General features: G+C 70.4%; 22 protein-coding genes. 11 read left to right on the forward strand and 11 right to left on the reverse strand.

Annotated elements, in window-relative coordinates; all coding sequences use genetic code 11:
• Window positions 1-6: 6 nt before the first annotated feature.
• The 6 genes from JYK18_RS30800 (at window position 7) to JYK18_RS30825 (ending at window position 5,440) form a co-directional block, all read left to right on the forward strand.
• Entirely contained in the window at window positions 7-414 is a 408-nt protein-coding gene (locus JYK18_RS30800) for an FMN-binding protein (protein WP_206806941.1), read from the forward strand.
• Window positions 414-1,154 carry an FAD:protein FMN transferase gene (locus tag JYK18_RS30805; protein ID WP_206806942.1) on the forward strand — a complete coding sequence of 247 codons (741 nt, stop codon included), beginning with the start codon at window positions 414-416 and terminating at the stop codon, window positions 1,152-1,154. The genes JYK18_RS30800 and JYK18_RS30805 overlap by 1 nt, the downstream gene beginning before the upstream one ends.
• 59 nt (window positions 1,155-1,213) lie before the next feature.
• Window positions 1,214-2,200, forward strand: a complete 987-nt coding sequence (locus JYK18_RS30810; RefSeq protein ID WP_206806943.1) for an NAD-dependent epimerase/dehydratase family protein — start codon at window positions 1,214-1,216, stop codon at window positions 2,198-2,200.
• A 189-nt stretch (window positions 2,201-2,389) separates the two neighbouring features.
• Window positions 2,390-2,977: a hypothetical protein gene (locus JYK18_RS30815; RefSeq protein WP_206806944.1), complete on the forward strand. Its 588-nt coding sequence runs from the start codon at window positions 2,390-2,392 to the stop codon at window positions 2,975-2,977.
• Complete coding sequence (locus JYK18_RS30820) at window positions 2,974-4,152, forward strand: glycoside hydrolase family 3 N-terminal domain-containing protein (protein ID WP_206806945.1); 1,179 nt, start codon at window positions 2,974-2,976, stop codon at window positions 4,150-4,152. The genes JYK18_RS30815 and JYK18_RS30820 overlap by 4 nt, the downstream gene beginning before the upstream one ends.
• Before the next feature lie 349 nt (window positions 4,153-4,501).
• A complete protein-coding gene (locus JYK18_RS30825) occupies window positions 4,502-5,440 on the forward strand; it encodes a hypothetical protein (protein WP_307796131.1) in 939 nt (312 codons plus the stop codon).
• 4 nt (window positions 5,441-5,444) lie between these two features.
• On the opposite strand, the gene JYK18_RS30830 is transcribed toward JYK18_RS30825, so the two are convergent.
• The 8 genes from JYK18_RS30830 to JYK18_RS30865 form a co-directional block, all read right to left on the reverse strand.
• On the reverse strand, window positions 5,445-6,155 hold the full coding sequence (locus JYK18_RS30830) for a hypothetical protein (protein ID WP_206806946.1): 711 nt from the start codon (window positions 6,153-6,155) through the stop codon (window positions 5,445-5,447).
• Window positions 6,152-6,739, reverse strand: a complete 588-nt coding sequence (locus JYK18_RS30835; RefSeq protein ID WP_206806947.1) for a hypothetical protein — start codon at window positions 6,737-6,739, stop codon at window positions 6,152-6,154. The genes JYK18_RS30830 and JYK18_RS30835 overlap by 4 nt, the downstream gene beginning before the upstream one ends.
• Window positions 6,740-6,741: 2 nt before the next feature.
• Entirely contained in the window at window positions 6,742-7,452 is a 711-nt protein-coding gene (locus JYK18_RS30840; RefSeq protein ID WP_206806948.1) for a vWA domain-containing protein, read from the reverse strand.
• Complete coding sequence (locus JYK18_RS30845; protein ID WP_307796132.1) at window positions 7,449-8,426, reverse strand: protein kinase; 978 nt, start codon at window positions 8,424-8,426, stop codon at window positions 7,449-7,451. The genes JYK18_RS30840 and JYK18_RS30845 overlap by 4 nt, the downstream gene beginning before the upstream one ends.
• A gap of 32 nt (window positions 8,427-8,458) precedes the next feature.
• Complete coding sequence (locus JYK18_RS30850; RefSeq protein WP_206806950.1) at window positions 8,459-9,394, reverse strand: protein phosphatase 2C domain-containing protein; 936 nt, start codon at window positions 9,392-9,394, stop codon at window positions 8,459-8,461.
• An 86-nt stretch (window positions 9,395-9,480) separates the two neighbouring features.
• The gene (locus JYK18_RS30855; protein WP_206806951.1) at window positions 9,481-10,482 is read right to left on the reverse strand and encodes a hypothetical protein; all 1,002 of its coding nucleotides are present in this window, start codon (window positions 10,480-10,482) and stop codon (window positions 9,481-9,483) included.
• Complete coding sequence (locus JYK18_RS30860) at window positions 10,479-12,668, reverse strand: hypothetical protein (RefSeq protein ID WP_206806952.1); 2,190 nt, start codon at window positions 12,666-12,668, stop codon at window positions 10,479-10,481. Before JYK18_RS30860 ends, JYK18_RS30855 begins: the two co-directional genes overlap by 4 nt.
• Window positions 12,658-13,254 (reverse strand): toll/interleukin-1 receptor domain-containing protein, encoded by a 597-nt coding sequence (locus JYK18_RS30865; protein WP_206806953.1) that lies wholly within the window; start codon window positions 13,252-13,254, stop codon window positions 12,658-12,660. Before JYK18_RS30865 ends, JYK18_RS30860 begins: the two co-directional genes overlap by 11 nt.
• 373 nt (window positions 13,255-13,627) lie before the next feature.
• Here JYK18_RS30865 and JYK18_RS30870 point away from each other — a divergent pair, with 373 nt between their 5' ends.
• Window positions 13,628-14,911, forward strand: coding sequence for a helix-turn-helix transcriptional regulator (locus JYK18_RS30870; protein ID WP_307796133.1), 1,284 nt, complete (start codon window positions 13,628-13,630; stop codon window positions 14,909-14,911).
• On the opposite strand, the gene JYK18_RS30875 is transcribed toward JYK18_RS30870, so the two are convergent.
• Entirely contained in the window at window positions 14,908-15,465 is a 558-nt protein-coding gene (locus JYK18_RS30875; protein WP_206806954.1) for a TetR/AcrR family transcriptional regulator, read from the reverse strand. The genes JYK18_RS30870 and JYK18_RS30875 overlap by 4 nt on opposite strands.
• Window positions 15,466-15,543: 78 nt before the next feature.
• Between JYK18_RS30875 and JYK18_RS30880 the strand changes: the two genes are divergently transcribed.
• Window positions 15,544-17,331, forward strand: coding sequence for an ABC transporter ATP-binding protein (locus JYK18_RS30880; RefSeq protein ID WP_307796134.1), 1,788 nt, complete (start codon window positions 15,544-15,546; stop codon window positions 17,329-17,331).
• Here the strand turns inward: JYK18_RS30880 and JYK18_RS30885 are convergent.
• Entirely contained in the window at window positions 17,320-18,081 is a 762-nt protein-coding gene (locus JYK18_RS30885) for an IclR family transcriptional regulator (protein WP_206806955.1), read from the reverse strand. The two genes, JYK18_RS30880 and JYK18_RS30885, sit on opposite strands and share 12 nt — an antisense overlap.
• A 40-nt stretch (window positions 18,082-18,121) precedes the next feature.
• Between JYK18_RS30885 and JYK18_RS30890 the strand changes: the two genes are divergently transcribed.
• From JYK18_RS30890 to dmpG, 3 genes are all read left to right on the forward strand, one after another.
• Window positions 18,122-18,907 carry a 2-keto-4-pentenoate hydratase gene (locus JYK18_RS30890; RefSeq protein ID WP_206806956.1) on the forward strand — a complete coding sequence of 262 codons (786 nt, stop codon included), beginning with the start codon at window positions 18,122-18,124 and terminating at the stop codon, window positions 18,905-18,907.
• Between the two features lie 115 nt (window positions 18,908-19,022).
• Window positions 19,023-19,919 carry an acetaldehyde dehydrogenase (acetylating) gene (locus JYK18_RS30895; RefSeq protein ID WP_206806957.1) on the forward strand — a complete coding sequence of 299 codons (897 nt, stop codon included), beginning with the start codon at window positions 19,023-19,025 and terminating at the stop codon, window positions 19,917-19,919.
• On the forward strand, window positions 19,916-20,959 hold the full coding sequence (gene dmpG / locus JYK18_RS30900; protein ID WP_206806958.1) for a 4-hydroxy-2-oxovalerate aldolase: 1,044 nt from the start codon (window positions 19,916-19,918) through the stop codon (window positions 20,957-20,959). The genes JYK18_RS30895 and dmpG overlap by 4 nt, the downstream gene beginning before the upstream one ends.
• Here the strand turns inward: dmpG and JYK18_RS30905 are convergent.
• Window positions 20,929-21,516: a TetR/AcrR family transcriptional regulator gene (locus JYK18_RS30905; protein WP_206806959.1), complete on the reverse strand. Its 588-nt coding sequence runs from the start codon at window positions 21,514-21,516 to the stop codon at window positions 20,929-20,931. The genes dmpG and JYK18_RS30905 overlap by 31 nt on opposite strands.
• Window positions 21,517-21,518: the final 2 nt, after the last annotated feature.

Here is a 21,518-nt window from a genome sequence, read left to right on the forward strand (position 1 = left end):
AGAGAGATGAAGAAGACCATCCCGATTTTGCTGCTCACCGCCGGTGGTTTCGTCTGGTTGTGGCAGTACGAGCCGACCCCGCACGCCGAGACGGCCGTGGTGGCGCAGCCGCCCGCCGCGTCCGCGCCCGCGCCGGCGGCCGGTGCCGACACCCGGACGCTGACCGGGACCGAGGTCGCGGCCGGGCGCCACGGCATCGTCCAGGTGCAGGTGCTGCTGACCAACGGGTCGATAACAGACGTGCGGGTGCTGCGCGCGCCGGACACCAATCCCACCGAGAACGCGTTGCCCACGTTGAGGGAGGAAGCGCTGACCGCGCAGAGCGCGGACATCGACACGGTCTCCGGGGCGACGATGACCAGTGAGGCCTACGCCGAGTCGCTGCAGGCGGCTCTCGACGGGAAGGGTGCCTGATGCTGGGCAATCCACGGCGGGTCGAGCACATCATGGGCTTCCCGATCTCGATCGACGTCCGCGCCACCACCAGCCCGCTCGGGCCGGCCGTCGACCACGCCTTCGACTGGCTGCGGGAGGTCGACGCGCGGTTCAGCCCGTTCCGCGAGGACAGCGAGGTGAGCAGGCTCAACCGCGCCGAGCTGACCCCGGCCGAGCTGAGCGAGGACTTCATCGAGGTGCTGGCGGTGTGCCGCCGGTACGAGGAACGCAGCGGCGGCGCGTTCAGCGTCCGCCTGCCGGGGCGCGGGGTGGACCCGTGCGCGGTGGTCAAGGGCTGGGCGGTGCAGCGGGCCGCCGAGGCGCTGATGGACGCCGGGGCCCGGCGCTTCTGCGTCAACGCCGGTGGTGACGTGGTGGCCGCGGGCGGTCCGTGGCGGGTCGGGGTCCGGCACCCGGAGCGGATCGACCAGCTGTGCGCGGTGCTGGACGTCGAGGACGCCGCGGTGGCCACCTCGGGCCGGTACGAACGCGGGAACCACATCTACGACGGCCGCACCGGCGAACCGGCGACCGGGCTGAAGAGCATCACCGTGGTCGCCGACACGCTGACCATCGCCGACACCACCGCCACCGCCGCCTTCGCGCTGGGCGCCGACGGCCCCGAATGGGCTGCCGCGCAACCGGGCTGCGAGGTGTTCGCGGTCACCGCGGACAACCGCGTCTTCCGGTCGGAGAACCTGCCGCTCGTCCGGAGCTGACCCGTCTGCTGTCAGCGAATCCCCTGGCCGGGCGGTGCTCCGGGTGCTTGTGTGTCGGGGTGGAGATCTTGGTGCTCGGCGGAACGGCGTGGGTGGCCCGAGAGCTGTCTCGGCAGGCGATCGACCGGGGCCACCGGGTGACCTGCCTCGCGCGTGGCGAGAGCGGGGAAGTCGCGGAAGGAGCGACACTGGTCGCCGCCGATCGGCGTGACCCGTCGGCCTACGAGCCCCTGCTCGACCGGGCGTGGGACGCCGTCGTCGAGGTGTCGTGGCAGCCGGCCTTCGTCCGTGGCGCGCTCGACGCACTGGGCGGCAAGGCCGGGCACTGGGTGTACGTCTCGTCCGCCAACGCCTACGCCTCGCACGGCACACCGGGGGCGGACGAGTCCGCGCCCCTGCTCGCCCCGACCGACCGGAGCGAGGTCGACCGCGAGCTGTACGGCGAGGCGAAGGTCGCCTGCGAACAGGCGTCGGCGGACGCGGTGGGCGACCGGCTCCTCGTCGCGCGAGCCGGGCTCATCGGCGGCCCTGGTGATCACACCGGGCGCTCCGGTTACTGGGCCGCCCGTGCCGCCCGCGATCAGCACGGGCCGATGCTGGTCCCGGACACCCCGGCCGTGCCCACCCAGGCGGTCGACGTGCGGGACCTCACCTCCTGGCTGCTCGACGCCGCGGAGATGGGCACCACCGGCACGTTCAACGCGGTCGGCCCGGGCGTGCCGTTCGGGGAGTGGATCGAGCTGTCCCGTGCCGCCGGCGGGCACACCGGCCCGGTGGTCACCGCGGACCCGGCGTGGCTGCTCGCCCAGGGCGTGGCCCAGTACATGGGGCCTGAATCGCTGGCGATGTGGCTGGTGGAGCCGGGCTGGGAAGGGTGGTCGGCCCGGGACGGATCCGCGGCGGTCGCCGCGGGACTGCGTCACCGGCCTCGGGCGGACATGCTGGCCGACACGCTGCGCTGGGAACGCGAGCAGGGCCTGGACCGGGAAAGGCACACGGGCCTCAGCGCGCGCCGGGAGCGGGAATTGCTCGACGCTCTCGGCTGAGCGCGCCGGTTGGAAATAGCTTCTTCGGGCCGCTTTCCGGTGTCGTAACACCGGTTCTACTGTGCCGACTTCCTCCGTGTGCCGCAGTAAACGGAGGTGTTCGCGGTGGAGAACTGGCGTCCGGAACAGCAGAATTGGCAATTCCCGCGGCCCGCGCCGCCACCGCCTGAATCGGGCTGGACGGCCGGGATGAAATCGCTCACCGCGGTGGTCATCACGCTGGTGGTCGGCCTGCTGGTGGCGCTGACCGTGGTGCTCGCCCGGCAGGCGCGCCCGGACGTGGTGGTGGGTGCGGCCGAGGAATACCCGGTCTACGTGGCACCGCCGACGGTGACCGTGCCGGAATACGTCGTGCCACCGGCGAGCACGGTGACCCAATCGCCGCCCGCCACCACGGAATCGGCGTTGTCCTTGCTGCAACGGCAGATCGTGGCGGACCGGACCGCGGTTTCCGCGCTGGTCGGTTCGTGGGTTCCGCAGCTTTCGGCGAAACAGGTCGGGCTGGTGGTGCGCGGGGAAACCTTCGACCACCGCCGGATCTGGCACGACTACCTGGCGAGCAAACAACGGTATCCGAGCGCGCTGCTGCTGTGGTCCGGCGATTTCAGCAGTTTCAAGCACCCCGATTTCTGGATCACCGTGGTGCCGGAGCGGTTCAGCACCGGTGAGGCGGCGAACGGCTGGTGCGTGGACCAGGGGATCGGCAAGGACGACTGCTACGCCAAACGGCTGACGCACAGCGGCGGGTACGAGGGAAATACACTGGTCCGCAAATGACACGTGCTGGTACCCGGGCCTGGCTGCTCTCGCTGACGGCGGGAGCGGCTGTGTGCGCGGTCATCGTGGCCGCGGTGAACACCCCTGCCCCCGCCCGCCAACCTGCGGAAACCCCGCCGGCCGACGCCCCGCGCGCGGCGGCCGCGCCGGAGAGCCCGGCCACCACGCCGGCTCCCGCCGGACCCGCCTGCGCGGACCTCGCCGCCGGGCTCAGCGAACGCGACCAGCTGGCCCAGCTGCTGATGGTCGGCGTGGACCCCGCCGACGAGACCAACGCGATCGAGGTGGTCCGCGACGACCACGTGGGCGGCATCTTCGTCGGCGGCAGCGTCACGCGCCTGCTCACCGGGAGCCGCCTGGACCCGGTGCACGCGGCCTCGAAGCACCCGCTGCTGGTCGCGGTGGACGACGAAGGCGGCCGGGTCCAGCGGATCGACGAACTCGACGGCGACCTGCCGAGCGCCCGCGACCTCGCGGCCACCGCCAGCCCGGAGCAGGTCCGCGCCCTCGGTGCCGACCGCGGCCGGAAGCTGAAGGACCGCGGGGTGACGATCAACCTGGCGCCCGTCGCCGACCTCAGCGACGCGGCGGCGAACTCGGTGATCGGGGACCGTTCCTACAGCCCCGACCCGGCCGTGGCGACGCGGTACGCGGGTGCCTTCGCCGACGGGCTGGCCGAAGCCGGTGTGCTCCCGGTGCTCAAGCACTTCCCCGGCCACGGCCGCGCTGAGGGCGACTCGCACAAGGGCCTGGTGCGCACGCCGCCCCTGGGTGAGCTGAAGAAGAGCGATCTCCTGCCGTACGCGAACCTGCTGCAGCGCGGCGCGCCCGCGGTGATGCTCGGCCACCTCGACGTGCCCGGGCTGACCAGGGGCGAGGCGGCGTCGGTCAGCCCGGCGGCGTATCGGCTGCTCCGGCAGGACTACGGTTTCGACGGCGTCGCGATGACCGACGACCTGGGCGCGATGCGGGCGATCACCGACCGCTACGGCCTGCCCGACGCGGTGCTCGCCGCGCTGACCGCGGGCGCGGACATCGCCCTCTGGTCCGGCCACGACGCGCCGGGCCCGGTGCTGACCAGACTGCAGAAGGCGAAGGCTTCCGGTGAACTGCCCGCGGACCGCGTCGCCGAGGCGCTCGACCGGGTGCTCCGCCTGCGCACGGGGTGCCGCTAGGGAACGGCACCCCGCGCCGGGCGGTTCAGGCGCTGAACGCGGTCAGCCAGGTGACGATCAGTTCGAGCACGAAGTGGGTCTGCACGGCGGCCACCTCCTTTCCGTGTGGGATTCGCGTCGGCGGGCAGAATGGAACCGCCGACCCTTCGTCGATTGATTCGGATTTATTTCTCGAATTTCTCCGAACCGGAATCAAGAATGCCGGTGCATGTCGCGCGCTGATAGTGGTTGCCTGTTTCCTCCCTGCACGGGAAACGGGAAACGCGGCCGACGGGGTGGTTTGGCCTTGCGCGCGCAGGGCGGCCCGGCCAGGCTTGCATGGGTGGTGGAGGTTCGCGGAGGTGAGTTGGTGAGTGCGCTCGTCGAGGAGTTGAAATCGCTGCGCAAGGGGCGCGGGGTTCTCGCGAACCCGATCAGCGACCGGATCGGGCCGGAACTCTCGGCGCGGTCCGGGATCGACCCCGGTGACAGGTCGGCGCAGCGCAGGGAAAAGATCGTCGCCCTGCTCGGGGTCTCCATCGCATCGCTGCCGGACGATCTCGGTGCCCTGCTGCGCCTGGCGTTCGCGCTGGACCCCAGTGCGCGGCTGCCCTTCTACCAGCAGCGGATGGACGTGGCCGCCGCACGGCTGGGATGCGAGCGAAGAACGGTCCGCCGTCGCGTGGACGAGGGCATCGCCCACCTCGCCGAGGTGCTGGACGACGTGCCCGCGGCGGAACCGCGGGTGGCGTCGACGGTGCCCCGGCTGGACTGGTACACCCAGGAGTTGCGCACTTTCGTGAACCTGGACCTGCCGGTGCCGGAGGCGTTCGAGATCCGGCGGGTGATTGCGGAACGGGACGACCTTCGCACTCTGGACCTGGCGTTCACCGTGACAGCCTCAGCGGACCGCCCTGAGATCGACGTTTTCGGCGGAGGACGGCTGCTCGACACCCGGCAGCAGGCGGCCGACCGGATCGGGTTCGCCCTCGAACTGCCGGAGGCGCTGGGCCAAGGACAGGCACACGTGTTCGTGCTCCGGTTCCGGGTGAGCGCCGAGGCGATGGTCAAGCCGCACTACGTGTGCGTGCCGAAGCAGCGTTGCGATCGCTTCGACCTGCGGGTGCGGTTCGGCACGGGCCGCGTTCCGCCGGAGATCTGGCGGCTCTCCGGCCGATTCCAGCGCGACCTCGACGACCCGGTGGCGACCGGTGAGCCCGCGGAACCCGATTCCGTGGGCGAGATACACGCGGAGTTCCGAGGGCTCATGCCGGGACTCGCCTACGGATTTCGCTGGCGTGAGACCTGACCGATCAGGGACCCGTTCGGTGCAGCGTCTCCCTCGACTTCTCCTCGTTCTTGTGCGTGACCGTGAGTTCTGTCCCCCTGATTTCGTATCGGTAGCCCTTGTTGTGAGCTATGAATCCGTCAGGGGTCCTGCTGGCTTCCAGCGAAATGTGCGTTTCCGGGGTGGCGGGCTGACCTTTCTTCCGGCCGTCGTAGTAGTGCTGCCCGCTGACGGTGCGGCACACCACGATCTCGTGCTTTTCCGTGGTGTACGCGGCGACGAGCACCGCTCCGCTGCCGTTCGCCGGCAACCAGGTGGCCGCGGTGTCGGGGCATGCGTTTTCGGCCTTCGCGGGAGCTGACGGCGCCGGCTCAGGGGATTGTTCGCCGAGCGTGGCCCAGCCGATGAACCCGGCGATACCGACCGTCACCGCGACCGCGACAGGTGTGCGGATCGATCGCCGGGGCGGCACCGTCTCGGCGGGCGGCGGTGGCGTTGTGGGCTTGACCGGTGGTGGAGACGGCGGAGTCAGAGCGATCCGCGCCCTGCTCGTCGTCTCCGATGGCGGGGTGCCGGGCGCCAGCCGGGTCTGCCGGCGCCGTGGGGTCACCGCTTCCGGGACCGTACGCACTTCGCCGGTGGCGCTCCCCGGTGACTGACGGCAGGTGCGACACCGGTCGGCACCGGGAAGATTGTTGGTATCACAGGAATCGCAGACCCAGGCTGCGGCCGTCATCGGGATTCTCCTGTTGCTTCGGTGTGCGGGCGCGGCGACAGCACGCCGTCGTCGGGTCCGGGCCGGAACACCAGCCAGTCCGGGGTGTCCGGGGCGGCGGAAACCTCGAGCGGAACAAGCTTCCGGGGCGCTTCGGCGGACGGAGCCGGATGGGCAGGCGGTCGCCGGGCAGACAATCGGCGGGCGAGGTCCTCGAGCAGCGGCCGGTGCACTGCGGGAAACCAGAGTGCCAGCGTGAACGCCGTGGTCCCACCGAGGCTGGCGGACAGGCTGAGCCGCACCGGCTCCGTGCCCGGCAGCCCCGGTCCGTTGGTCAAGCGCAGGTCCGTGCAACACCGGTAGGGCAACCGCAGGCGAGCGCCGTCCTGGCCGCCCGGCCGGTGTTCACCGATCTCCAGCCGGGTGGCCCGGCAGATCAACCAGACCTCCGGACCGAGCGCCACCGCGTCCGGCCGCTCGGGCCAGGCGATCACCGCGACCTGCCCGGTCGGCACACCTCGGTGGTACTCACGCAACTGGTACCCCGGGCCGGGCTCGGCCCGCCATTCAGCCCGCTGCCGACGTCGCCGGCCTGGCAACAACACGGTCAGAGGCTGTTGGCGATGGTGGCGATGATCTCGTCCATTTCCCATTCTTCGAGCCCTTCTCCCGCGGTCGACGGGAAGTAGAGCGTGTGGTTCCAGTCGTCGGCGATGTCGGTCCACGGATATTCCTCCGGGGCGAACAGCAACAACCGCTTCGCCGAGTTCTCCATCGCGGAGTTCCGGCTCTGCGCATGGCCCCAGCGCTGGAACAACTCGTCCAGCGACCGCGGCGTGTTCGGCGGGTAGTTGTGCGCTTTTGTCTGCCTCGGATCCCCCAGCGGATGCGCGGCCGCGTCGGTGAACACGACGATCACGTGCCTCCGGCGGTCCAGTCCGGTCTCCCAGTCGGAAGCCATCGCGAGGGCGAGTGCTTCGAGTCCTGACTCCGGCAGGTCGCCGCCTCCGGTGGGGGTCAGTTCACGCACGGCGCTTTCGAACTCGTCCAGTTGCTCGGGAACGGTGAGGAAGGATGTCTGGGTCAAGGCGTCGTCCGGGTAGTCCCCGAAGTCGCGGAACGTGATCACCTTGAGCCGGAGACTGCTGATGCCGCGCCCTTTGCTCGCCATCTCCTGCGTCAGGCGCGTCGGGAAGGACAGCGCGCTGTGCTTGACGTTGTCCAGGGTGGGGCCCATGCTGTCGGTCGCGTCGATGCAGAGCACGATGTCCACGGCGTACTTCAGGCTGGCGGCTGCGTTCTGGGTCCGTGTGTTCATCGAGGTTCGGTCATCCTTTCTCCGGTTGACGGCCCGGACAGGTTGATCCGCAGCCCGCCGGCGAGCGGTGTTCGTCCGGTGAGATTGATCCGCACGCGACTTCCCCGAGGGGCTGGCTCGTCGGGGGCGTGGTCCCCGAAGCCGTCGAGAACCCGAGTGGCCTCGGCGACGGACGGGCGGGCCGCCGGGTCCGGGTCGATCAGCGCACGCAGCAGGCGGGTGGTCTGCGTGTCCAAATGCGGTGAGAAGGTCAACTCCGCCCCTGCTGCGACAGCGGCGGCGGGGGAGTCGAACGCGGCATCGTGGTCCGGTGGTGCGCCCACGAGGTAGGTGTGCACCAGCAGCCCGAAGGAGAACATGTCGGTGGCCTGGGTCAGGTCACCTTCCCGCACCGAACTGTCTCCCCACATGTAACGCAACCATTCGGGGGCGCCGTACGACGGGCTGCCACCGATGATGTCCCGCGCCGGCGGTTCACCCGCCGGGTAGGCGTCATCGAAATCGATCAGCTTCGTCACATGGAAACGACTTCGTTCCGGCCGGTGCAGTAACACGTTGTCCGGCTTCAGATCGCCGTGCACGATGTCGCGGTCGTGCAGCAGGCGGACGCTGTCGGCGAGGGTGTGCAGCAGCACCGCCTGCTCCCGGCGGCCCAGGGTGTGCGGGTCGGCGTCCACCGCGTCGATTCGCCTGGTGATCTTGTAGTAGCGGGTGCCCTCGGCGAAGAAGTCGGTCGCGAGGACGAGGTTGCCTGCGAAGAGGTCGTCGGCGCGCAACAACGTCATCATGCGCTCGTGCCGTTGCTCGAACCGGGCGCATTCGCCGAGCCGGCGCCGTTTGTCGGCCGGCGTGCCTATCCCGTCCTCCCTTGGCCGCTTGGGGTCGAGGAATTCCTTGATGAAGTACGACTCGCCGTCCTTCTCCGCGAACGCCCACACGCATTTGCCCGCGTTGGCGTTCCCCGGCCTGCTCACCACGAGGTAGCCGTTGATGGTCTGGCCTTTTTTCACCCAGGTCTCCCTTCGGCGAGCAGTCTGGCTTCGTAAGCGGCGCGGTACCGGTGCCAGGACTCCGCACGGGCCGCGACGAGCGCGGTGCGGTCTCCCGGTTGGATCTGCTTCATCGGCTCGGCATGTGTGGTGCGCACCGTGTCCGCCCTCGGCCGGAACCGGGCGCGGAACTCGTCGAAATCGCGGTAGCCCAGCGCGGTGACCACGATCGACGCGTCGTCGCCGGTGTATGCGGCCACCCGATCGGCGAGTAGCACCGACCAGTGGACGCAGCTGTTCGCGGTGACCAGCGTGCTCCACAGGATGTGCTCGAACTCGGCGGGCGTGTCGACGTAACCGAAGAACCCGTCGGTGGCGCACAACAGCACGCAGGGCAGCCGGGCGCTCCCGCGCCAGCGGTTCAACGAGAACACCTGGCTGGAGCTGACCATGTTCGTCATCGGCGGGTCCTGGATGAGCAGTTCGAGCGCGTCGGCGGATTCGGTGTCGTCACGGCTGAGTTGCTGCAGGCCGGTGTGCTCTTCGGCGACGTAGCACCGGGAGTCACCTGCCCAGAGCACGTCCCAGCGCACCTCGGTGGTGGTCAGCTGGAAGGACAAGGCGGCCAGGGTGGTGGGGAAGTCGCGCCGCATACTGCCGCGCACCCGTCCGCCCGGTGACGTTCCCGCACCGAGCCGATCGGCGATGTGCTCGCCGAGCCCGGTCGGAGTCTGCAGGGCGAACCACTCTTCGGCCAGGCCGCGGGCGCGGCGGGCCGCCACCCACGCGTGCGTGTGGTCAGCACCGGAGATGCCTTGCCCGGCGTTGGCCCGGCCCGCGCCGCCGACACCGTCGAAGACGGCGAGAAGGCCACGCCTGGCTGGCCGGTGGAACACCAGCAGCGGCGCGGCGTCCTCACCGCGGCCCTGTCTTTGTTCGGACCAGACCGCCACGGCGGCCAGGCCGGCCTCTTCGTGGTGCCACAGTTGAGCGGTTGTCCCTTTCGCAACGGGATTCACGTGCATGTTGGGTGGCTGGCTCACTCGTTGCCGGGCGAGTCGGTGGCGATGCCGCGCACCCGGCTCGGCCGGCGGCCGTTGCCGTCGGCCGGTGCCGAGTTCGCGGGCTGCGCCGGCGGCTCCGCGTGCGGGGGCGTGTTGCCTTCGACCACCGAGCCGTTACCCAGTTCGCCCTTCGTCTTTCGCTCCAGGCGCTCCCGGATCGCGCCGGTGCCTGCCGTGCCCAGCGGTTTGGCGTCGGGGAAGAAGGTGTCGATGGCACCCTGGCGGATGCCGGAGAGGTTGAAGTCCTCCACCTTCTCCGCGGAGTTCATCAGCACCCGCAGGGCGTCGAGTCGCGCCTTGGTGACGGCTTCCCGGTCCGCCCGCTCCCGGTCGAGCAGGGGTGTCGGGTCGCCGCCGGTCTTGGCCATGATGTGGGCGAGCATTTCTTCCCGGCCGCCGGTCGCGATGGGTCGCATCGCGGTGCGGCGGATGTCCTCGACCCTGAGATCCCGGGTGGTCGTCACAATCTCCGCGGCGTCGATCGCTTCGGCCGAAGCGCTGAAGGAGGACAGCCGGACCGCCGACAGCGGGTAGGCACCGTTGAGGCGTTCGGCGATGGCCGCCGCGGCCGCGTTGCCCTGCAGAACGTCGTATTTCGCGGTGACCTCCTGCACGATCCCGAGCAGGGAAGGGCGCAGAGCGGACGCCATGTCGTGCACGCCGTCCCTGGCGATCGCCACCGGGTCGACGACCTGGCAACCGAAGCGGACGGTGATCCTGAACGGGAAGGCCGGGTCCGCGCTCGGTGCTTCCAGCACGATGGACACGGCGCGGTTGGTGGTGACGACCTGGTGCATCCGGCGGTAGTTACCGATCCGTGGGTCCGGCACCCGCTCGCCGTGGTGCACCACCAGGGGGTCACCCACCGCCTGCTCCAGCACCAGCACGGTGCCCATGGCAGGCGCGCGCAGGGGTGCTCCCAGACGCAGCCGGCGCAACTCGGCTGTCTCCGGTACCGGGTCGTAGGTCTGGCTCATGCCGTCAGTTCTCCTGCCTCGATGAGTTCGTTGTAGAAGTAGGCGGCCGCGTCGAGTGGTTCGTCGCGGTCGACCGCCCAGCCGTGCAGGGCGTGGCAGATCCGCTCGAAGTCGTCGGGCCCCCGGTCGGCGATGCCGCCGAGGAGCAACAGGACGTCCTCCTGGACCGACGGATCGCGGTCGGCCACCCGGATCCAGTCGTGCAGCGAATCGAGGGCGAGGGGGCGTACCGCCTCGGTGGACAGCGCTCGGCCCCAGAGCCGGGTGAGCGCGTCGCGGTGCTTCGCCGCGGAAAGCAGAAGAACCGGGCGGTCGGCGGCATCCGTGTCCGCCGAACCTTCTTCCCACGCCGCGAAGGCGAACATGTTCAGCGCCTTCTCGAGTGGCTCGTCCGCGGTACCCGGTTCGGTCCACTCGATCAGCGCGGTCAGCACTTCGTTCACCAGCCCGGCTTCGAGCAGGGCGTGCGTCGTGATCGCGGCGGGTGTGAGCAGCTCCCAGCCACCATCGCAGACAACCGTCCGCAGCACGCGCAGCGCCCGGCGTGGCTCGGCCACACCCAGTGGCCCGCCCGCTGCCAGCGCCGCGGTGGCGGGCAGGTACCTGTGGTCCCCGAAGGTCAACTGGTCGGCCCAGGCCGTGATGTAATCCCAGACGGCGTGCGCGGGCACGCCGACGCGACCCGCCACGTTGAGGCCGAGCGCGGCACTTTGGCGCAACGTGGGCGACTTGTGCGCGGCCCAGGGCCGGAGATAGCGGTGCACGCCGTGCTCGAAGTCGCTGGCCGCCAGGATCCCGGCCGCCACCGCCGCTCGGGCGCGCACTTCGACGTCAGCGTGCTCCGCGAGATTGGTCAGCCAGGGCAGGATCTTGTCGCGGGCACCGTCCAGTTCGAACCAGATCAACGCCAGCACCGAGGGCCGGAGTTCGGCGTGCCGGAAGCGCAGGATCGACGGACGGTAGGACTCGCCGGGCTGCTCCAGGTACTCGATCCACGAGCGTTCGGCCATCAGCTTGCGCAGGTAGCGCGGGGTCAGCTTGGCGGTGCCGTTGCCGATCTGGCGGGACAACGCGACGGCGGCGTCGGCGACGTTGAGGTAGCTCGATTCCTCCAGCGCCGCGGTCGCCAGGACGAAGGCGATCTCGGCCGCGTCGGGCTCAGTGCTGAGCCATTCGCGCACTCGGCCTTCGGGGTCGCCGAGCTGGGCTACCGCGGTCCCGAGGTCGCTGTCGTCCCGGATGGCGTCGGCCACGACCTTCCCGGCTCGGGCGGCGAACTGCGGATCATCGCGCTCGTCGAGCAGTTCCGCCAGCCTGGTGTCGGCCAGCAGCGCGGCCAGCTCCTCCTCGCCCATCGACGGGATCACCTGCCGGACTCGACGGCGCACGATCTCCATCGGGTCCGGCAGTTCCATGTCCTCGATGACGAAGTCGTGCCGGTTCGGTGCGGTGGCGAGCTCCCCGCCGGTCACCGGTCCGGTGATCACCACCAGGAAGCTGTTGCTGTCCTCCAGCTGCGCCGAGGCGTAGTTCAGCCAAGCCTCGGTGACCGAGGTTTCGGCGACGAACTTGCCCTGCGAGTTGGGGCGGTCCACCACGATGAATCCGCAGGCGCGTTGCGGGACGCGCCAGGTCATGTTGCCGAGCACCGAGCCGCCGAGTTCGAACACGTTCAGCTCGAGCCCGGCCGCACGCAGGACCTGCACCAGGGTGGTCCTGGCTCGGCCACTCCGGCCCGTGCCCGCGGGGCCGGAGAAAACGGCGAGGAAGTTCTCGCGCAGGGTGTTCGTCCCGGCGTGGAAGTCGGCGGAAGGCACGTAGGAATCTGCCTCCTCGGCCAGGAAGTCGGCCGGAACGCGGACCTTGCTCGCTCGCCTCGGTGATGTGCGGCGGCCGCCACCGCCGGTCGAGAAGTCGCCGCCGATCGAAAAGTCGCCCTGGAAGATGTTGACCGTCCCAGCGCCGTCGAGCCGCGAGATGCCCGCCGAAATGATTTTCTCCGAGCGGACGTTGGCGAGGCCCGACGCGCCCCGAAGCAGGCTCACCGCCTCCTCGCGGGTCGACGGAGCTTCGGGTGGGGTGGTCGGGGGCCGGGAGGCTTCCTCTTCCTCGGCGCGGGGGGCGTCGGCGGACGGTTTGCCCTCCGACTCGGGCGGCGTTCCTGTCGCGGCTTCTTCAGTCGACACGCCCAGCTCCCAGGTTGACGTCGCCCCCGACGGACCAGTCGCCCATGAAGTTGTTGTCGATCTTGTCGGCCCGTACCACCCGCTTGCCGGACCGGTTCTTCTCCGGTGGCGGCTTGGCCTCCCGCAGTTCGGGAATCTGGTTTCGGAGCTTGGTGGCCAGGCGGTCGATGTCGATTTTGGAGCTGCGGAAGCCGACCTTGATGTCCTGGCACGCAGCCAGCCACCGGAGTTCGCCCGGGAGCTTCTCGGCGGGCACGCGCGTCGTTTCCAGAAGAACTGGGATCACCTGCTTTCCGGTTTCGCGGGCACGCAGGATCTCGCGGCGAACGAAATCGTCCGGTCGCTCGAGGAGCCGGGTGCCGTGCTCGTCGACCGCATCCGCCCACCGGCGCCCCATGATCACCAGGACGGCGGTCGACGCCCCGACGGCGCGGAACATCTCCTGCTCCCATGAAGTGCCCAGGGGAATGGACTTCGACGCGAAGAAGACGGCGGAGGGTCCGAAGCGCTCGGACAGCGCCTCGTCGAGCATCGCGACGCCGAACGGCTCGTCGGTGGTGCGGTAGTTCAGGAAGATCTGGGTCACGGTCTATGCGCCTCTCACGCCAGGGGGAGGGTGGCAAAAGGGTGGCGCGCTACGCCACTTGCCGGTGTTCGAGGTGATGGTGCGCAATCTTTCACAACCGGATGGTCTCTTGACAAGGGCTACCGCGAGGTAAATCCATTGTTTCCCGTTTCCTGTCACCCGAGGCTTCGCTTTGTCCAGTCGGCCGGTCCGGTGGGAAAGAGTGGACAATTCATTTCTCTGGCGCTCGCGCCGCTGGTCGGCGGCGTTTCTTGTTTCCCGATCCGCTGGTGACCCGGAAACCGGGCGCGACCGCCGCGGGAAGGCGGCAGAATGGACTAAGCCACGGGGTACCGGCCGGTTCCGTGGCTCCAGGTGACGAGAGGCGGTACCGGTGATTTCCAGTACGGAGAGGCCTGAAGTGTTCGGGCCGCGGTTACGGGAACTTCGGACCGGGGCCGGTCTCTCCCTGACCGAGTTCGCCCGGCGCCTCTACTACAGCAAGGGCTATGTCAGCCGGGTCGAAACCGGAGTCCAGCCGCCCTCGGTCGAGTTCGCCCGGCGGTGTGATGCGGAGTTGGACGCCGGTGGAACCCTCGCCGCGCTCGTGCCGATCGATGAAGCGCAGACGCCGGCACCACCCGAGGACGATGACGATGGGATCTGGACGATGACGATGACGCCTGACGGCCGGACCACCTTCGCCCTGGTACGACGGCGGGATGTGCTGCTCGGCGGTGCGGCCGCGCTGGCCACTCTCGGCAGCCGGCCGCCGCGATCGGGGTTGGGGGACGATCAACTCGCCCACCACCGCAGCTTCCTGCAATCAGTACGTGCCCTCGGTCAGGTGACTCCGGCGAGCCAGGTGCTGCCGATAGTGGTCGGCCAGGCCCAATCCCTGAGGGGCATGGCTCGAGCGGGGGTGGCGAGGCCGCAGGTCGGCGTGCTATCGGCCAGGGTCGCGGAGTTCGCCGGCTGGATGGCGCAGGAGTCCGGGGACAACGAGGCCGCTTCCTGGTGGATCGCCCGGGCGATCAGAATCGCCAGGGAGACCGGTGACCGGCACACCGTGGCCTACGCTTTTGTGCGCCGTGCGCTGCTGAGCATGTACCAGGGCGACGCTCGTACCACGGTGGAACTCGCGCAGCAGGCGCAGTCGCAACCAGGGACGCCCCCGCGGATCCTCGGTCTCGCGGCTCAGCGAGAGGCGCAAGGACACGCGCTCGCCGGGGATTACGACCGGTGCATGCGGGCTTTGGACCTCGCGGCACGTCAGCTGGACGTCGCGCGAGGCGAGGTGGACGACGGGCCGACGATCGGGACGTCACACGTTCCGGACCCGGTTGCCGTCGTCACCGGATGCTGCTTGTACGACCTCGGCCGTCCTGGCGAGGCCGCTGAAGTGCTGGACCGCGAGCTGCCGAGAATCCCGGCCACGGCCGTCCGTGCTCGTCTGCGTTTCGGTGTCCGGCAAGCGCTCGCTCACGCCGCGGCCGGAGACCTCGACCGAGCGTGCGCTCTCACCACCTCGATGCTCGACCAGGTGGCGACGATCGATTCGGCGACAGTCCTCACTGATGTCACCAAGCTCGCCGCCACGTTCCGGCGGTGGCACACGCATCCGGGGGTACGCGCGCTGGATCCCGTGTTCGGCAGGGTCCTCTACCGCGGGGCCTAGACCGCGAGCGTCTTGCGCAGCGAGCGCAGGCAGAGGCCGATCGAGGTGTGCTTGGAGCTGCCGTACTGCTCGGTCTGCTGCCACGACGCGTAGAGCAGCGCCCACACGATGTTGTTGATCCACGTGGCCGGCATTTCCGGATCGATGGTGCCTTCGGCCTGCCCGCGTTCGATCAGCCGGTTGAGCGCCCGGTCGGCGTCGCTCTCCTCTTCCCAGTCCTCGTCGCTGATCAGGCTGGGGTTGTTGAACAGGAGCATCATCACGTCACCGAGGTCGAAGTACTCCTGGCACAGGCGGTCCAGCGCTTCAAGCGCGTCGCCCTGGTCGAGGCGGGCGCGGGCGGCGGCGAGTTCGATGCGCTCCAGCACGTCGGCGCCGATCGCGGTGAGCAGGTCCGAGCGCTCCGGGAAGTAGCGGTGCACGGTGGTCCGGCCGACCCCGGCCGCGTTCGCCACGTCCCCCAGCGACGCGCTGGTGTCCTTGTTCAGCACCGCGATCGCCGCGTCCAGGATGGCCCGGCGCGTGCGGGCCCGGGTCCCGGTCTCCTCGCTCATCGGCTCACCGTACTTCTCCGTGTTCCGAATCGGAATTCAGGTTGACGATAGTGGAACATCGATGTTCCACTGGGGAACGTGAATGTTCAAGAAGCGAGCACTGCTGTTCAGTCGAAGAGACGCCTGCCGCGCCTGCGGGTGCTGTGGTCCTTCGCCCGGCCCCACAAGGGCACGCTGGTGCTGGGCCTGTTCCTCGCCCTGCTCGGCTCGGCCGCCGGGCTGGCCACGCCGATGGTCACCAAGTGGGTCCTCGACCAGCTCGGCACCGGCGGCTCGCTGGCCGGGCCGGTGCTGGCGCTGGTCGCGCTGCTGGTGGTCGGCGTGCTGATCTGGACCTGCCAGTGGATCCTGCTCGGCTCCCTCGGTGAACGCGTGGTGCTGCGCGCCCGCGAGTCGATGGTCCGCCGGTTCTTCCGCGCCACCGTGCCCGCGGTGACCAGCCGCCCGACCGGCGAACTGGTCACCAGGGTCACCTCCGACACCGTGCTGCTGCGCGAAGCCGCCACCTCCAGCGTGATCGCGCTGATCAACGGCGTGGTGATGCTGGTCGGCACGCTGGTGCTGATGGGCATGCTCGACCTGCTGCTGCTGGGCACCACGGTGCTGGCCGTGGTGGTGGTCGCGATCCTGTTCGCCCTGCTCATGCCGGCCATCGCGAAGGCGCAGGAACGCGCGCAGGAGCACGTGGGCAGGCTCGGCGGGCTGCTGGAGGGCGCGCTGCAGGCGATCCGCACGGTGAAGGTCAGCCGCGCCGAGGAGCGCCAGGCCGACAGCGTGCTGCGCGAGGCGGAATCCTCGGCGGCGCACAGCATCCGCGCGGTCCGCCGCGAGGCGGTGGCGTGGACCATCGCCTGGGCGGGCATCCAGATCGCGATCATCGCCATCCTCGGCCTCGGTGCCTGGCGGGTCGGCCTCGGCCTGCTGGAGGTCTCCAGCCTGATCGCCTTCCTGCTCTACGCCTTCGGCCTGATGGAGCCGATCATGGAGCTGAGCCAGAACGTCACCACGCTGCAGTCCGGGATCGCCGCCGCCGGGCGGATCCGCGAGGTGGAGGCGATGCCGATCGAGACCGACCGCGCCGACCACGCCGAGCGGGTGGTCGAACTGGCCCCCGCCGGGCCGGTGCTGCGGTTCCGCGGGCTGACCGCGGCGTACGGACCGGACGCCGAGCCCGCCGTGCGCGAGATCGACCTGACCATCCCGCGTCGCGGGCACGTGGCGATCGTCGGCCCGTCCGGTGCGGGCAAGACCACGCTGTTCTCGCTGGTGCTCCGGTTCCTCGAGCCACAGCAGGGGGAACTGCTGCTCGACGGCAGGCCGTACCGCGACTACACCTACGCCCAGGTGCGGGAGCGGCTGGCCTATGTGGAGCAGGAGACGCCGATCGTGCCGGGCACCATCCGCGAGAACCTGCTCTACGCCCATCCCGAGGCCACCGACGCGGAACTGCGCGCGGTGCTCGACGAGGTGCGCCTGACCGAGAAGATCGACTCGCTGGAGCAGGGCCTGGACACCCCGCTGTCCTCGACCTCGGTCTCCGGCGGGCAACGGCAGCGGATCGCGCTGGCGCGGGCGGTCCTGCGCACCCCGGAGGTGCTGCTGCTGGACGAGGCGACCGCGCAGGTGGACGGGCTCACCGAAGCCGCCATCCACGACTGCATCCGCCGTCGCGCGGCGACCGGCGCGGTGGTCACCATCGCCCACCGGCTCTCCACGGTGATCGACGCCGACACGATCGTGGTGATGGACGACGGCCGCATCCGCGCCCAGGGCACGCACGAGGAACTGCTGCGCACCGACGAGCTGTACCGCGAACTGGTCGAGGCACTGCGGATCGCGACCGAGGACCGGGAGTCAGCCGCGTAGCGTGCGGGACAGCGCCAGCGACGCGGTGCGGACGGCCGGGCCGATCCGGGCGGTGCCCATCCGGTTCGTCCAGCCGGACAAGGAGATCCCGGCGACCGCGGTCCCGTTCGCGTCGAGCACCGGGGCGGCCACGCACACCACACCCGGCACCGACTCCTCGCGTTCGTAGGCGACGCCTTCGATGCGTGCCTTGGCGAGCTGGCGCCGGAGCAGGCCGGGCGCGGTGATCGTGCGGCGGCTGATCCGGCCCAGCCCGGCGGTGATCACCTGCTCCACCAAGGTGTCCGGGGAGAAGGCGAGGATCGCCTTGCCGACGGCTGTGGCGTGCGCGGGGAAGCGCCCGCCGGTCCGCGACGGCAGGCGTGGCGCGTCCGGTCCGCGCAGCACGTCGAGGTAGACCACCTCGGTGCCCTCCAGCACGGCGAAGTGGACGGTGTTGCGGGTCGCCTCGCGCAGGTCGGCGAGATAGGGCCGGGCCGCGTCGGCCAGCCCGCGCTGGCGGACGGCGAGCTGGCCGATCTCGAACAACCGCAGTCCCAGCCGGACGCCGGTGCCGTCGCGTTCGAGCAGGCCCTGCCGGGCGAGGTGGCCGATCAGCCGGTGCGCGCTGGACTTGGGCAGGCCGGTGCGCCGCGCCAGCTCGGACACCCCGAGCGCGGCGTCACCGGGGCGGAAGGCGGTCAGCAGCAGCGCGAGCCGCTCGGCGGTGGCGGCGGTGCCGTTCTCGGCGTTCCGCTCAGCGGGACACATGGATTGAGTGTGCCCCATTCCCGGGTGGAAGGTGAACGGCATGCCCGACACCGCCCTGCACCACGCCCTCGCCGAAGACCTGCTCGCCGCCTACGTCTCCGGTGAACCGATCCCGCCGCTGATCGAGGCCCACCCCGGGCTGACCGTCACCGACGCCTACGCCGTCCAGCTCGAACAGGTCCGGCACTGGGAGGCCGGCGGCGGGGTGGTGCGCGGGCACAAGGTGGGCCTGTCCAGCGAGGCGGCCCGGCGCCAGATCGGCGTGGACGAACCGGATTTCGGGCACCTGCTCGACACCATGTTCTACGCCGAGGGCGAGCCGATCCCGACCGCGCGCTTCCTGCAGCCGCGGATCGAGCCGGAGATCGCCTTCGTGCTCCGGAAACCGCTGCGCGGCCCCGGGGTGACCGCCGACCAGGCCGCCGACGCGGTGGACCACCTGCTGCCCGCGCTGGAGCTGGTCGACTCCCGCATCCGCGACTGGCGTATCTCCATTGTGGACACCGTGGCGGACAACGCCTCCTCGGGCGCGGTGGTGCTGGGCGCCACCCCGGTACCGCTCGACGCGATCGACCTGAGCGGTGCGCCGTGCGCACTGCGCCTCAACGACGAGGTGATCGAAACCGGCGACAGCAGCGCGGTGATGGGATCCCCGCTGAACAGTCTGGTGTGGATCGCCAACAAGCTCGGGGAGATGGGCACCGCGCTGCAACCGGGCCACGTGATCCTGTCGGGCTCGATCACCCGCGTCGCACCGGTCGCCCCCGGCGACCGCGTCACCTGCACCATCGACGGCCTCGGCGCGGTCAGCGCCCTGTTCAGCTAGCGAGTGCCGAACACGGTTCGCGTAGCGGTGCGGGTGGCGAAACCTCAGGCGCCGGTGCGAGCTGGCGGCCCACAGCAAGCGGCTCCGCCGCTCGAGAAACGATCTAGGAGAGCGCATGGCAACGATCGCCGCCATCGTCGGGCCCGGCAACATCGGGACCGACCTGCTGGTCAAGCTCCGCCGCAGTGAGCACATCGACGTCCGCTACATGGTCGGCGTCGACCCGGCGTCCGACGGGCTGGCCCGCGCCGCCGAGCTCGGGCTCCGCACCTCGGCGGGCGGAGTCGACTGGCTGCTCGCCCAGGACGAGCTCCCCGAGCTGGTTTTCGAGGCCACCTCGGCAAAAGCCCACGAAGCGAACGCCCCGCGCTACGCCGAGGCCGGGATGCGGGCGATCGACCTGACCCCCGCCGCGGTCGGGCCGTTCACCTGCCCGGTGGTCAACCTGGGCGAGCACGCCGCCGCCCCGAACGTCAACCTGATCACCTGCGGCGGCCAGGCCACCATCCCGATCGTGCACGCGGTCTCGCGGGTCACCCCGGTGCCGTACGCGGAGATCGTCGCCTCGGTCTCGTCGCGCTCGGCCGGGCCGGGCACCCGCGCGAACATCGACGAGTTCACCCGGACCACCGCGCGCGGCATCGAGGAGGTCGGCGGCGCGAGCCGCGGCAAGGCGATCATCATCATCAACCCGGTCGAGCCGCCGATGATCATGCGCGACACGGTGTTCTGCGCGATCGACCCCGACGCCGACCGCGCCGCGATCGCCGACTCCATCCACGAGGTCGTCCGCGCGGTGGGGGAGTACGTACCCGGCTACACGCTCACCGCCGAACCGCAGTTCGACGATCCGCGGCCGGGCTGGCACGACCGCGCCAGGGTCGCGGTGTTCCTGGAGGTCGCGGGCAACGGCGACTACCTGCCGCGCTACGCCGGGAACCTGGACATCATGACCGCCGCCGCGGCCCGCGTCGGCGACCTGCTCGCGCAGCGGAAGGCGGTTTCGGCATGACCTCCAGCGAAGTCCGGCTGGTCGACACGACCCTGCGCGACGGCAGCCACGCGATGGCCCACCAGTTCACCGAGCAGAACGTGCGCGACACCGTGCGCGCGCTGGACGCCGCGGGCATCTCGCTGATCGAGGTCACCCACGGCGACGGCCTCGGTGGCTCCACCTTCAACTACGGCTTCTCATTGGTCGACGAGCGCGAGCTGATCGCCGCGGCGGTCGACGAGGCCCGGCAGGCGAAGATCGCCGTCCTGCTGCTGCCCGGGCTCGGCACCGTCGACGACCTCAAGGCCGCCGCCGACCTCGGCGCGGGCGCGGTCCGGATCGCCACGCACTGCACCGAGGCCGACGTGTCCATGCAGCACTTCGGCGCGGCGCGGGCGCTCGGCCTGGAGACCGTCGGCTTCCTGATGCTGGCGCACATGTCCACTCCGGACGATCTGGCCAAGCAGGGCCGGATCATGGTGGACGCGGGCTGCCAGTGCGTCTACGTGGTCGATTCGGCCGGCGCGCTGATCCTGGAGGACGCCTCGGACCGGGTGGCCGCGCTGGTCGCCGAATTCGGCGACGAGGCCCAGGTCGGCTACCACGGGCACCAGAACCTCAGCTTCGGCGTGGCGAACTCCGTGCTGGCGTACCGGGCCGGCGCGCGTCAGATCGACGGTTCGCTGGCCGCGCTCGGCGCGGGCGCGGGCAACTCGCCGACGGAGGTGCTCGCGGCCACCTTCGAGCGCCTCGGCGTGCGGACCGGGGTGGACAAGGACGTGCTGATGGAGGCCGCGGAGAACGTGGTCAAGCCGTACATCACCCGGTTGCCGGTGATGGACCGGTCGTCCATCGTGCAGGGCTTCGCCGGGGTGTACTCCAGCTTCCTGCTGCACGCCGAACGCGCCGCCGAGCGCTACGGCGTGCCGGCGCACGAGATCCTCTACCGCGTCGGCGAGGCGAAGTACGTCGGCGGCCAGGAGGACATGATCATCGACATCGCGCTGAAGCTGGTGGCCGAGCGGGATCAGGCGCGGGTGAGCAGCCGGACGCAGTGATCGATCAGGTGCTCTCGCGAGACTTCGAGCAGGCCGCCGAGGTAGGCGATGAACAGGTTCGCGAGCGCGCCGACCAGCCCGATCGCGGTCATGTCGCGGTCGACCTCGGCGGCACCGGGCGGCAGCTGCCCGCGGATCAGCGCGGCGAACGCGGGCAGCAGCTCGACCCCCCGGCTGGACAGCGCCGGATCGCTCAACGGCGCCAGGAGCAGCACGCGGCCCTTGCGCGGGTCGTCGATGATCAGTTCGACGAAGGCGGTGACGGCGGCGCGGGCGCGGACCTCGGGCTCGGCCGAACCCGCGCCCACCGCGTCGATCAGGGCCTGCCGCGCCGCCTGGCCGACGTGCTCGTAGATCGCCAGCACCACGTCGTCGCGGTCGGCGAAGCTCTCGTAGAAGTACCGCTCGGTGAGCTTCGCGTGGCGGCACACCGCGCGCACGCTCACCGCGGGCCCCGCCTCGGCGCCGAGCAGGTCGATGCCCGCCTCGATCAGCTGGGCGCGCCGCGCGGCCTTGCGATCGGTGAGCGTGGTGCCACCCCAGGTCCGGCCAGGCATCG

It is taken from the genome of Amycolatopsis sp. 195334CR (assembly GCF_017309385.1).
Taxonomy (GTDB): domain Bacteria; phylum Actinomycetota; class Actinomycetes; order Mycobacteriales; family Pseudonocardiaceae; genus Amycolatopsis.

Bases quoted from the DNA above. Each gene is read 5' to 3' on its own strand.
- dmpG (WP_206806958.1), top strand. From the start codon at position 19,916: ATGACCTCCAGCGAAGTCCGGCTGGTCGACACGACCCTGCGCGACGGC.
- JYK18_RS30820 (WP_206806945.1), top strand. From the start codon at position 2,974: ATGACACGTGCTGGTACCCGGGCCTGGCTGCTCTCGCTGACGGCGGGA.
- JYK18_RS30855 (WP_206806951.1), bottom strand. From the start codon at position 10,482: ATGAGCCAGACCTACGACCCGGTACCGGAGACAGCCGAGTTGCGCCGG.
- JYK18_RS30895 (WP_206806957.1), top strand. From the start codon at position 19,023: ATGGCAACGATCGCCGCCATCGTCGGGCCCGGCAACATCGGGACCGAC.
- JYK18_RS30885 (WP_206806955.1), bottom strand. From the start codon at position 18,081: ATGTGTCCCGCTGAGCGGAACGCCGAGAACGGCACCGCCGCCACCGCC.
- JYK18_RS30875 (WP_206806954.1), bottom strand. From the start codon at position 15,465: ATGAGCGAGGAGACCGGGACCCGGGCCCGCACGCGCCGGGCCATCCTG.
- JYK18_RS30815 (WP_206806944.1), top strand. From the start codon at position 2,390: ATGAAATCGCTCACCGCGGTGGTCATCACGCTGGTGGTCGGCCTGCTG.
- JYK18_RS30800 (WP_206806941.1), top strand. From the start codon at position 7: ATGAAGAAGACCATCCCGATTTTGCTGCTCACCGCCGGTGGTTTCGTC.
- JYK18_RS30840 (WP_206806948.1), bottom strand. From the start codon at position 7,452: ATGAACACACGGACCCAGAACGCAGCCGCCAGCCTGAAGTACGCCGTG.
- JYK18_RS30890 (WP_206806956.1), top strand. From the start codon at position 18,122: ATGCCCGACACCGCCCTGCACCACGCCCTCGCCGAAGACCTGCTCGCC.
- JYK18_RS30805 (WP_206806942.1), top strand. From the start codon at position 414: ATGCTGGGCAATCCACGGCGGGTCGAGCACATCATGGGCTTCCCGATC.
- JYK18_RS30830 (WP_206806946.1), bottom strand. From the start codon at position 6,155: ATGACGGCCGCAGCCTGGGTCTGCGATTCCTGTGATACCAACAATCTT.
- JYK18_RS30905 (WP_206806959.1), bottom strand. From the start codon at position 21,516: ATGCCTGGCCGGACCTGGGGTGGCACCACGCTCACCGATCGCAAGGCC.